Source organism: Collinsella aerofaciens (genome assembly GCF_015670745.1).
Taxonomy (GTDB): Bacteria; Actinomycetota; Coriobacteriia; order Coriobacteriales; family Coriobacteriaceae; genus Collinsella; species Collinsella aerofaciens_T.
Genome location: NZ_JADPCH010000032.1, coordinates 1 through 11153, shown reverse-complemented (window position 1 = coordinate 11153; position 11153 = coordinate 1). Strand labels below are relative to the sequence as shown.

11 protein-coding genes are annotated in these 11153 nt (G+C 60.7%); 3 read left to right on the top strand and 8 right to left on the bottom strand.

Annotated elements, in window-relative coordinates:
- Positions 1-155: 155 nt before the first annotated feature.
- The 6 genes from pyrF to pyrR all read right to left on the bottom strand — a co-directional run bounded on the left by pyrF (position 156) and on the right by pyrR (position 5479).
- The gene (gene pyrF, locus I4W07_RS08920) at positions 156-872 is read right to left on the bottom strand and encodes an orotidine-5'-phosphate decarboxylase (RefSeq protein ID WP_196026403.1); all 717 of its coding nucleotides are present in this window, start codon (positions 870-872) and stop codon (positions 156-158) included.
- Entirely contained in the window at positions 866-1774 is a 909-nt protein-coding gene (locus I4W07_RS08915) for a dihydroorotate dehydrogenase (RefSeq protein WP_006236128.1), read from the bottom strand. The genes pyrF and I4W07_RS08915 overlap by 7 nt, the downstream gene beginning before the upstream one ends.
- Positions 1775-1788: 14 nt before the next feature.
- The gene (locus tag I4W07_RS08910; protein ID WP_196026404.1) at positions 1789-2556 is read right to left on the bottom strand and encodes a dihydroorotate dehydrogenase electron transfer subunit; all 768 of its coding nucleotides are present in this window, start codon (positions 2554-2556) and stop codon (positions 1789-1791) included.
- 116 nt (positions 2557-2672) lie between these two features.
- The gene (locus tag I4W07_RS08905; protein ID WP_161161343.1) at positions 2673-3962 is read right to left on the bottom strand and encodes a dihydroorotase; all 1290 of its coding nucleotides are present in this window, start codon (positions 3960-3962) and stop codon (positions 2673-2675) included.
- Positions 3946-4890, bottom strand: coding sequence for an aspartate carbamoyltransferase catalytic subunit (locus I4W07_RS08900; RefSeq protein ID WP_055309882.1), 945 nt, complete (start codon positions 4888-4890; stop codon positions 3946-3948). The genes I4W07_RS08905 and I4W07_RS08900 overlap by 17 nt, the downstream gene beginning before the upstream one ends.
- Positions 4891-4894: 4 nt before the next feature.
- On the bottom strand, positions 4895-5479 hold the full coding sequence (gene pyrR / locus I4W07_RS08895) for a bifunctional pyr operon transcriptional regulator/uracil phosphoribosyltransferase PyrR (protein ID WP_006236123.1): 585 nt from the start codon (positions 5477-5479) through the stop codon (positions 4895-4897).
- 452 nt (positions 5480-5931) lie between these two features.
- On the opposite strand from pyrR, the gene rpmB reads away from it, so the two are divergent.
- On the top strand, positions 5932-6120 hold the full coding sequence (gene rpmB / locus I4W07_RS08890; protein WP_022094725.1) for a 50S ribosomal protein L28: 189 nt from the start codon (positions 5932-5934) through the stop codon (positions 6118-6120).
- Between the two features lie 239 nt (positions 6121-6359).
- On the opposite strand, the gene I4W07_RS08885 is transcribed toward rpmB, so the two are convergent.
- Together I4W07_RS08885 and I4W07_RS08880 are read right to left on the bottom strand one after the other, a co-directional pair.
- Positions 6360-6797 carry a hypothetical protein gene (locus tag I4W07_RS08885; RefSeq protein ID WP_196026402.1) on the bottom strand — a complete coding sequence of 146 codons (438 nt, stop codon included), beginning with the start codon at positions 6795-6797 and terminating at the stop codon, positions 6360-6362.
- A gap of 108 nt (positions 6798-6905) precedes the next feature.
- A complete protein-coding gene (locus I4W07_RS08880) occupies positions 6906-7136 on the bottom strand; it encodes a transposase (protein ID WP_196026401.1) in 231 nt (76 codons plus the stop codon).
- Between the two features lie 332 nt (positions 7137-7468).
- Here I4W07_RS08880 and adhE point away from each other — a divergent pair, with 332 nt between their 5' ends.
- Positions 7469-10117 carry a bifunctional acetaldehyde-CoA/alcohol dehydrogenase gene (adhE, locus tag I4W07_RS08875; RefSeq protein ID WP_196026400.1) on the top strand — a complete coding sequence of 883 codons (2649 nt, stop codon included), beginning with the start codon at positions 7469-7471 and terminating at the stop codon, positions 10115-10117.
- Positions 10118-10205: 88 nt separating this feature from the next.
- Positions 10206-10970: an aminoglycoside phosphotransferase family protein gene (locus I4W07_RS08870; RefSeq protein ID WP_035138543.1), complete on the top strand. Its 765-nt coding sequence runs from the start codon at positions 10206-10208 to the stop codon at positions 10968-10970.
- Positions 10971-11153 lie beyond the last annotated feature (183 nt).

The following is an 11153-nucleotide window of genomic DNA, read 5'->3' as shown; positions in this document are numbered from 1 at the left end:
CGTATCGCTTTCTTCTTTGGGCCATCTTGAACACCTTTCGCTCTTAACTAGGTGTCCAATTCATCATACCCACTCCACTTGGATACGCCTAGGCGCGGTCCAAGAAATTGTCCGCACCCCCATGAAACCCAAAAGTGGTGACTTAGGGGAATCTTTTACGCGACGTTTTCGACCAGCTCAGCGACGATGGCGTCAAAGGCGGCAACCGGATCGTCGGCACCGGTGATGGGACGGCCCACCACAATGTGGCTTGCGCCACGCTCGATAGCCTGGGAAGGCGTCGCCACGCGGGACTGGTCACCTAAGGCGGCACCCACCGGACGCACACCCGGAGTCACGATCAGGGCATCAGGGCCCAGCAGCTCACGCATGTCGTGAGCCTCCATCGGCGAGCACACGATGCCATCGATGCCGTTGGCCTGAGCGAGCTTTGCCAGGCGGGTGGCCTCCTCGGCCACGGGCGACTCGACGCCGATCTCGCTCAAGGCATCCTGATTCATGCTCGTGAGCACGGTGATGGCGACGAGCTTGGCGCGGTCCTCGCGCGCCTCCTCGGCACCCTCGCGGCAGGCAGCGAGCATGGCGCCCGAACCCAAGCCGTGAACCGAGAGCAGGTCGGCACCGGCAAGCGAGGCCGAACGGGCGGCACCGCGAACCTGATGCGGAATATCATGGAACTTAAGGTCAAGGAAGACCTTAAAGCCCAGGTCCTTAAAGGTCTTGACGATCTCGGGGCCCTCAGCGTAATAGAGCGTCATGCCAACCTTGAGCCAGGCGGCATGGCCCGAAAGCTCGTGGGCGAGCTCGAGCGAACGTTCACGATCGCAGTCGAGGGCGACGATTACGCGGTCGCGGGCATCGGTCTCTAGCATTCGAAAGCACCTACCAGCTCGTTGATGTCCTTTACGCCCTGGGACTCGGCCCAGGCCTCGAGCTCATGCGCGATCTTGAGCGAAGCGCACGGATCGACGAAGTTGGCCATGCCGACCGACACGCAGGTGGCACCGGCCAGGATAAACTCAGCCGCATCCTCACCGGTCATGACACCGCCGACACCGTTGATGGGGATATCGACGGCCTGGGCAACCTCCCAGACCATGCGCACGGCGATGTGGTGGCACAGCGGGCCCGAAAGGCCGCCCTTGGGCTTGGCCACGCGGGACTTGCGGGTATGGACGTCGATGGCCATGCCCTGAATGGAGTTGATGACCGAAAGGCCGTCGGCGCCGGCAGCCTCGAGGGCCTTGGCGATCTCGGCGACGTTGACCGGCGCCATCTTCACGAACAGCGGCTTATCGGTCACCTTGCGGCAGGCAGCCATAACGGAAGAGGCGCCCTCGGGCGTGGAGCCCATGGCGGCACCGCCGGCGGCGATATTGGGGCAGCTCACGTTGATCTCGTAGCCGGCAGCCCAGGGGCACAGCTCGACATACATCTCGAGTGCGCGGACAAACTCGTCAACGGAGTGGCCGGCAACCTGACAGATGACCTGGCAGCCGTCCTTGGAGAGCTGCTCGAGCCACGGACCGGACTCGCGAGCAAAGGCGGCCACGCCGGGGTTCTGAAGGCCCACGGAGTTGATCATACCGCCGGGGATCTCGGCCATGCGGGGCGCGGGGTTACCGGGCCAGGGCTCGGCTGCGCAACCCTTGGTGGTGATGGCGCCCAGTTGGGAAACATCAAAGAAGTTCTGGAACTGCCAGCCGTAGCCAAAGGTACCGGCTGCGGTGTTGATGGGGTTTTGCATCTTGACGCCGCCGAAATCGACGGCCATGTTCACGGTACCCACTAGAAGACCACCACCTTGGAAGCATCGAACACGGGGCCGCACATGCAAGCGCCCTTCATACCGTCGACCGTCTCGACATTGCAGGTGTTGCAGGCGCCAAAGCCACAGCTCATCATGCGCTCAAGCGACACCTCGCAGTACGCACCGGCCTCGGCGGCAGCGGCGGCGACTTTCTTCATCATGACAGCGGGGCCGCAGCTGGCGACGTAGTCGTAGCCGCCCTCGCCGAGCAGCTCGGCGGCAGGATCGGTGCAAAAACCGTGCGTGCCGAGCGAGCCGTCGTCGGTGCAAACGTTGACCGTGGCGCCCAGCGCGCGGAACTCATCGACACCCACGGCCTTGGAAGCGGTGCCAAAGCCCAGGCACACGTCAACATCCACGCCCTGCTCGGCAAGCATACCGGCAAGACACAGCACAGGCGGAACGCCGATGCCACCGGCGACGAGCAGGGCCTTCCTGGTGCCCTCGGGTACCATCCAGCCACGGCCACCGGGGCCCAGCAGGTTAGAGGTGGAGTCAGGGCCCATCTGGGACAAACGACGGGTATCGTCGCCCACGACGGCGTACCACAGCTCGACGGTGCCGGCCTCGGCGTCGGCGCGGTAGTAGCTCAGGGGCACGCGAAGCAGCGAGGACGCATCGCCGGGTACGGCGATGTTCACAAACTGACCGGGCTTGAGCGCACTTGCAAGCTTGGGGGCCGAGATGACGAGCGAGAAGATGCCGTCGGCGATCTCCTGGTTCGAGACGACCTCGAAGTCGTGCATGCGTGCAGTGGAAGGTGTGGGCATAGACGCTCCAATCCCCCATGCGGTTGCATGGTCAAAACGAACAGAAAGCGCGGCACCGCAAGGGAGCCGCGCACAAAAGCGATAAGGCTATGCTAGCAGATGCAGCCGTCGGCAAGCGTCTGCTTACCGCCGACAAACACATCGGTGGCACGACCGGTGAGCGTGCGGCCGGCAAAACCGGAGTTCTCGGCGCGCGACTCGTAACCGTCCTCGCCAACCGTCCAGGTGGCGGACGCGTCGAACACGGTCAGGTCGGCAACGGAGCCCGCCTTGACCTGAACCTGGTCGAGGCCCAGGATCTCACGCGGCTTGATGGCCATGAGCTCGACCATACGGCCCATGCTCATCTTGCCCGTGTTGACCAGCTCGGTGAGTACGAGCGACAGCGAGGTCTCGAGGCCGATCATGCCAAAGGGCGCAAGCTCGAACTCGCGGGCCTTCTCCCACGGGGTGTGGGGAGCGTGATCGGTGACGATAACGTCGACGGTGCCGTCGATGACGCCCTGACGAATGGCCTCGGCATCCTCCTCGGTACGCAGCGGCGGGTTGACCTTGAGCGAAGTGTTGTAGGTCTCGTCCAGGTCGTTCTCGGTCAGGAACATGTGGTGCGGGGTGGCCTCGCAGGTAACCTGAACGCCAGCGGCCTTACCGGCACGCACGATCTCCAGACCATGGGCGGTGGAGATGTGCTGGATGTGCAGCTTGGCACCAGTCAGCTTGGCGATCTCGATGTCGCGGGCGATCTGGAGCTCCTCGCCGGCAGCCGGCCAACCCTCGAGAGCCAGACGGGTCGAGACCTTGCCCTCGTTGATCTGGCCGTGGCCGACCAGATCCTCGTCCTGGCAGTGGCTCATAAAGACCTTGCCGAACATCTTGCCGTAGTCCATGCAACGACGGAGCATGCCCGCGCCCTGCACGCCGCGACCGTCGTCGGTGAAGGCGACGGCGCCGTGGGCGACCATATCGCCCATCTCGGACATGGCCTCGCCCTTAAGACCGCGGGTCATGGCGCCCGACGGATAGACACGGCAGTGACCGACCTCGGCAGCACGGGACTTGACGAACTCCACGACGGTGCCGTTATCGGTGACGGGATCGGTGTTGGGCATGGCGCACACGCCGGTAAAGCCGCCCTTGGCAGCTGCGCGGGTGCCGCTCTCGATGTCCTCTTTGACCTCGTAGCCGGGCTCGCGAAGGTGAACGTGCATATCCACCAGGCCGGGGACGAGGTACTTGCCGGAAAGGTCGCGGACCTCGGCTCCCTCGACGGCGAGATTCTCGCCGACCTCGGCGATCTTGTCGCCGTCAATCAGGACGTCAACGACACCGTCAAGCTCGACGGACGGGTCGACGACGTGGGCATTCTTAAGAAGCAAGGCCATTATCGGCACCTCCAAGCAGCAGATACAGGATAGCCATACGCACGCAGATACCGGCGTAGACCTGCTCCAGGATGACGGAGCGTTGCGGGTGGTCGGCCATATAGGAGTCGAACTCGACACCGCGGTTGATGGGGCCCGGATGGCAGATGATCGCATCGGGCTTCATGAGCTTCTCGCGGTCCTTGGTCAGGCCGAAGAGCTTGTGGTACTCGCGAATGGTCGGGAACGGGGCACCCTCGAGACGCTCCTGCTGCACGCGCAGCATGTAGACGACGTCCAGCTCGGGCAGGACGGAATCGAGGTCGCTCGTCACGTGGTCGCAGCCCAAGACCTCGGGCGACGGCGGCAGCAGCGTGCCGGGGGCGACGGCGTAGGTCTCGCAGCCCATGATCTTAAGGGCGGGGATCAGCGAGCCGCAAACGCGGGAGTGGGCGATATCGCCGACGACGGCGACCTTCAGACCGTGGAAGTCACCCTTGTGCTCCCAGATGGTGTACAGGTCGAGCAGGGCCTGCGTAGGATGGTTGTGCTTGCCGTCACCGGCGCAGATGACGCTTGCGGGCGAGTTCTGAGTGACGATGTAGGGAGCGCCGGCGTGCTTATCGCGCACGACAATGCAGTCGATCTTGTAGGCGTTGAGGGTCTCGACGGTGTCGACGAGGCTCTCGCCCTTGACCGTGGAGGTCGAGGAGCCGCCAAAGTTGAGGCTGTCGGCCGAAAGACGCTTCTCGGCGAGCTCGAAGGAGCTGCGGGTGCGCGTCGAGGGCTCGTTGAACATATTGACGATGGTCTTGCCCTTGAGCGTGGGGACCTTCTTGATCGCACGCTCGTTGACCTCGGAGAACGCCTTGGCGGTCTCGAGGATGAGCTTGATGTCCTCTTCGGAGTACTCGGTAATGTCGATCAGGTGCTTATGGTTGAACGCCACGGTACTACTCACCTCCCAGCGGCGCGGAGCCCACGTGGGAACCCGGCGCGACGTCGTTAATCTCGACGGCGGTGTGGCCGTCGACTTCTTTCATATATAGGTGCACGTTCTCCTCATGCGACGAGGGAACGTTCTTGCCGACAAAGTCCGGCGAGATGGGGAGCTCGCGGTGACCGCGGTCAACGAGAACTGCCAGCTCAATACGGCTCGGACGGCCCAGGTCCATGACGGCGTCGAGAGCGGCGCGAATGGTACGGCCCGTATACAGGATGTCGTCCACCAGCACGACGCGCTTGCCGTCGACGCTAAAGGGAATGTTGGTGGCGTGGATCGCGGGAGCGAAATTGGTAGCGTAGTCATCGCGGTAGAAGCTGATGTCCAGGCTGCCGAGCGGAACGTCGACGCCCTCGATCTCCTTGATCTCCTCGGCGAGCTTCTTTGCCAGAAGGTCGCCGCGCGTGACGATGCCGACCAGAGCGAGGTCTTCACAGCCCTCGTTGCGCTCGAGAATCTCGTGCGCGATGCGGGTCATCGCTCGATTGACGGCGGTCTCGTCCATGATGACCGCCTTGGGGGAAGTCGTGCCCATCGATCTCCTTCCTCACATGTCTTGACTGCTGACACAGTCAAAAAAATAGATGCCCGACCGCTTAAAGCGGACCAGACACCCACAGGAAAGGCTGCTCGCATGGCAGCTATGTAATTCCATGTGGGTATCTCGTACCCCTTTAATGGTCAAGGGATAGTGTAGCCAACCTCGAGCTTAATTGCGAGCATAAATACAGAGCAATCCGTAAACGGAGCCCAATGCTCCATAAACCTATATATATTTGTGGGACGAGCTTGAAAACGCACGCACGAGCTGGCATAATCCCCTCTGCTGCACGCAAATCGGATCTACGTCCAGGGCCGTGGCGTGGGCACTATCGCCAAAAGAGGAATATCTCTGTGTAGATTGCGCACAGGGAGCGACTTCTGTGCTATAGTTCAGGCTTGTTTGTTAACGCGACATGTTCGTTTGTCGCCCAAGGAGGGTCAGTTATGTCCAAAGTTTGCGAAGTTTGCGGTAAGCACCCCGTTGCCGGTCGCTCCATCAGCCACTCTCACCGCGTCACCAACCGTAAGTTCCGCCCCAACATCCAGCGCGTCTACGTCGTCGTCGATGGTCACCGTCGCAAGATGAACGTTTGCTCCACCTGCCTCAAGTCTGGCAAGGTTGCGCGCTCCTAAATAAGGTCTTACCAACAAGTACCTCGGACTCTCCGGGTCAAAGACCTCGCGTTCACATAGAACTTACCAAAGGCGCCCTCCCCTACGGAGGGCGCCTTTTTGCACTCATTGGGGACGGACTTATATGAGGGTTTGCAGATGTCAAAGGGATCATGCACTCATTGGGGACAGACTTACATGAGTGTTTTCACGCATTTGGGACAGACATTACGCATGCCGGCAGCGGTTCGGCCCCTGCCTCACGCAGCCTCCCTCCAGCCTACAGTGGCCTTGGTCACGCTTGTAGCGCCGATGCCGGTGATACGGGCAATTTGCTTGACCGTGAGATGTGCCCGCCTGAGCCTCAGCAGACACGCATCACGATCGGGGCGTGGCAGGGCCTTGAGCAGCGCAGGATCTATGCTCGGAAGGACTTCGCGCGCAACGGAAAGAGCATCCTCATCGAGGATCCGTCGGCGTGGAAGAATCTCAACTGACCAGATCCGCCCGGCAACTTCCTTAAGATGCTCACAATAGTGACGAGACCCCCCGACAATATCGAGCATAGGGGCCGCATCGCAGATGTCAAAGGGATCGTAGCCCAGCTGGTATGCCCTAAAGCTTGACCAGCGGTATGCTTCGAGAGAGCCGATCGCACCTTTCACAGGATTGAGATAGATATAATCGAGTAGCTGCACCGCCTGTGTGTCCGACTCAACCGCAACACGCGAATAGCGATTGTCAAACAGATGGCCCGTTCTTCCCGTTTTCCCATTGAAATACTTAGCATACGCCGTCAGTGCGCACTACATTGCCTTTGAAAGGTTGTCATATGGGTCATCAACCATCAAATGGAAGTGGTTGTCCATAAGGCACCAAGCCAACACTGCCACTTTATGGCGTGCAAGCCTGTCCGAGATGTCCGATAAGAAACGATATCGGTCAGAGTCATCTTCAAAAATAATCTGTTTGGAGTTGCCACGGTCAAAGACGTGGTAATAGCCGGTGAGCGAAACGGCGCGGGCACATCGGGGCATAATCTCTCCTTTCAAAACTGAACAGGCAACACCTAAAAGGAGAGAAGGAACGCGAAATGCTGAGCCTGTGACCTATTTATATCCAATGATCGGCAAAAACAGGTTCAGAACGGCAAAATGGCAAAACGATGTCTGTCCCAAATGAGTGAAAGCACTCATGTAAGTCTGTCCCCAATGAGCGGGGCGATGCAGCAGGCAGATAGTTTTAGTTAAAGCGTTTCAGTTTATTGAAGCGTTTTAGTGTGCCTTTTACGGGAATCTTACCGTTCACCGAATAATTTCTTGCTATCATGCAAGGCGTAGGGTAAATCTCCGATCGCAAGGAGACACAAATGGTGAAAAAGTCACCGGAAAACACTACTCCCGCAATTGTGGACAACGTAGAGGCGCTTGAGGCTAAGCTCGCTCAGATGCGAGAGGCCCAGGCGCTTTTTGCTACGTACACGCAGGAGCAGGTCGACACGATCTTCTATGAGGCCGCCATGGCCGCCAACAAGGCTCGTATCCCGTTGGCGAAGATGGCCATCGAGGAGACCGGCCGCGGCGTTCTTGAGGACAAGGTCATCAAGAACCACTACGCCGCAGAGTACATCTACAACGCTTACAAGAACACCAAGACCTGTGGTGTCCTGGAGCGCGACGAGGCTTACGGCATCACCAAGATCGCCGAGCCCATCGGCATCGTGGGCGCCGTCATCCCGACGACCAACCCCACCTCCACCGCGATCTTCAAGACGCTGATCTGCCTGAAGACCCGCAACGCCATCATCATCTCCCCGCACCCGGCTGCCGCCAAGTGCACCATCGCCGCCGCCAAGCTCGTGCTTGACGCCGCCGTCAAGGCCGGCGCCCCCGAGGGCATCATCGGCTGGGTCGATGTCCCCTCCATCGAGCTGACTAACATGGTCATGCGCGACGTCGACATCATCCTCGCCACCGGTGGCCCGGGCATGGTCAAGGCCGCTTACTCCTCGGGCAAGCCCGCCCTGGGCGTTGGCGCCGGTAACACCCCGGTCGTCATCGACGACACCGCCGACGTGCTGCTCGCCGTCAACTCCATCATCCACTCCAAGACCTTCGACAACGGCATGATCTGCGCTTCCGAGCAGTCCGTGACTGTCATCGACAGCATCTATGACCAGGTTAAGGCCGAGTTCCAGAAGCGCGGCTGCTACTTCGTCAAGCAGGGTGCCGAGATGGAGGCCCTGCGTGCCGCCATGTTCAAGAACGGCGCCCTCGATCACCGCATCCCCGGCATGGCTGCCGCCAAGATCGCCGAGCTCGCCGGCATCGAGGTTCCCGCCAAGACCAAGATCCTGATCGCCGAGGTCACCTCCACCGACCCCGCCAAGGAGGAGTTCTCCCACGAGAAGCTCTCCCCGGTCCTGGCCATGTACCACGCCAAGGACTTCCAGGAGGCCGTCGACAAGGCCGAGCACCTGGTGCTCGCCGGTGGCCCGGGCCACACCGCCTCTCTGTACGTGCACCCCGCCCAGGCCGAGAAGATCAGCCTGTTCGAGCACGTCATGAAGGCCTGCCGTATCGTCATCAACACCCCGTCCTCGCACGGCGGCATCGGTGACCTGTACAACTTTGGCATGAAGCCGTCTCTGACCCTGGGCTGCGGCTCCTGGGGCGGCAACTCCGTCTCCGAGAACGTTGGGGTGAAGCACTTGATCAACGTTAAGACTGTGGCCGAGCGCCGTGAGAACATGCTGTGGTTCCGCGCTCCCGAGAAGGTCTACTTCAAGAAGGGTTCCACGCCCGTCGCCCTCGACGAGCTGGGCAACGTCATGGGCAAGAAGCGTGCCTTCATCGTCACCGACCAGTTCCTCTTCAAGAATGGCAACACCCGCGCCATCGAGGCCAAGCTCGACGAGATGGGCATCGCCCACGACTGCTTCTACGACGTCGAGCCCGATCCGTCGCTGCAGTGCGCACGTCGCGGCGCCAAGCAGATGGCTCTCTTTGAGCCGGACGTCATCATCGCCGTCGGCGGTGGCTCCGCTATGGACGCCGGCAAGATCATGTGGATGATGTACGAGCACCCTGAGTGCAAGTTTGAGGACATGGCCATGGACTTCATGGACATCCGCAAGCGTATCTTCACCTTCCCCGAGATGGGCAAGAAGGCCTACTTCGTCGCCGTCCCGACCTCCTCGGGTACCGGCTCCGAGTGCACGCCGTTCGCCATCATCACCGACAAGGAGACCGGCATCAAGTGGCCGCTCGCCGACTACGCGCTGCTCCCCAACATGGCTATCGTCGACGCCGACAACTGCATGACCGCCCCGCGCGGCCTGACCGCTGCCTCCGGCATCGACGTCATGACCCACGCCATCGAGTCCTACGTCTCCATCATGGCTTCCGACTATACCAAGGGCCTCTCCGAGCGCGCTGCTAAGCTCGTCTTCGAGAACCTGCCCTCCAGCTTCACGAACGGCGCCAAGGATCCGCATGCCCGCGAGGAGATGCACAACGCCTCCTGCATGGCCGGTATGGCCTTCGCCAACGCCTTCCTGGGCCTCAATCACTCCATGGCCCACAAGCTCGGCGCTTTCCATCACCTGCCCCACGGCATTGCAAACGCCGTCATCCTGACCCGCGTTATGCGCTACAACGCCGCCGAGGCTCCCGTCAAGATGGGTACTTTCTCCCAGTATCCTTACCCCAACGCGCTGCACAACTACGCCGAGATGGCCAAGTACTGCGGCATCGAGGGCAAGGACGACAAGGAGGTCTTCGAGAACTTCATCACGAAGCTCGAAGAGCTCAAGGACTTCATCGGCGTCAAGAAGACCATCGCCGACTACGGTGTTGACGAGCAGTACTTCCTCGACACCCTCGACGAAATGACCGAGCAGGCATTCAACGACCAGTGCACCGGCGCCAACCCGCGCTACCCGCTCATGAGCGAGATCAAGGAGCTCTACCTGGACGCCTACTACGGCCGCGAGCCCCAGGATTACGCCGTCTGCTAGTTTTAGCACGGTTTTTAACGGCGGGGGTGCACGGGTGTTTCACACACCCCCGCCGTCGCTTCTATCGCATCGTTGAAAGGATGCAACCATGCTGCTACCCGATTCCAAGACCGAGCTCGTCCGCCGTGGCAACAAGGTCGTTTATGACCTGGGCGACAAGATTGTCAAGGTCTTTAACGAGACCAAGCCTGTCTCCGACGTGTTCAACGAGGCTTTGAATCTTGCCCGCATCAATGAGTGCGGCATCCGCAGCCCCAAGGCGCTCGAGGTTTCCCAGCTCGAGAACGCCAACGGCTGGGCGCTCGTGACCGAGAAGGTTCCGGGCACCACCCTTGCCGAGAAGATGACTGCCGAGCCCCAGCGCTTTGGTGAGTACCTCGAGATGTTCGTCGACCTCCAGATCGAGATCCACGGCTACACCTCCCCGCTGCTCAACCGTCAGCGCGACAAGTACGCCCGCATGATCGACAGCCTTGATCAGCTCAATGCCACCACGCGCTACAACCTTCAGGAGCGTCTGGACGGCATGACCAAGGAGTTCAAGGTCTGCCACGGCGACTTCAACCCCTCCAACGTCATCGTCGGCGACGACGGCCAGCTCTATGTGTGCGACTGGGCACACGCCACCCAGGGCTCCCCTGCTGCCGACGTTGCCACCACCTACCTGCTCTTTGCCCTCAACAGCAAGGATCAGGCTGAGGCCTACCTGGAGCTCTACTGCGACCGCGCCGACATGCCCATGCAGGTCGTGCGTCAGTGGACGAGTATCGTCGCCGCTTCCGAGCTCGCTCGTAAGCGCAACGTGAACGATGAGTTCCTGAAGAACTGGATCGACGTCGTCGATTATCAGTAATATCTGAGCGATTTATTTCGCATCGGAGGCACAAGGAAAACCCCGCAGCTCGCATGGGCTGTGGGGTTTTCCTTTTAGATATCGAGGATGCCACAAGATAAAAGGACGGTAGTGTCGAGAAAGTTGGTGTAGAGCCCCATCCGAAGCGAGTCGGCCCGGCGTCCTAGAATCTGGAATACGGTT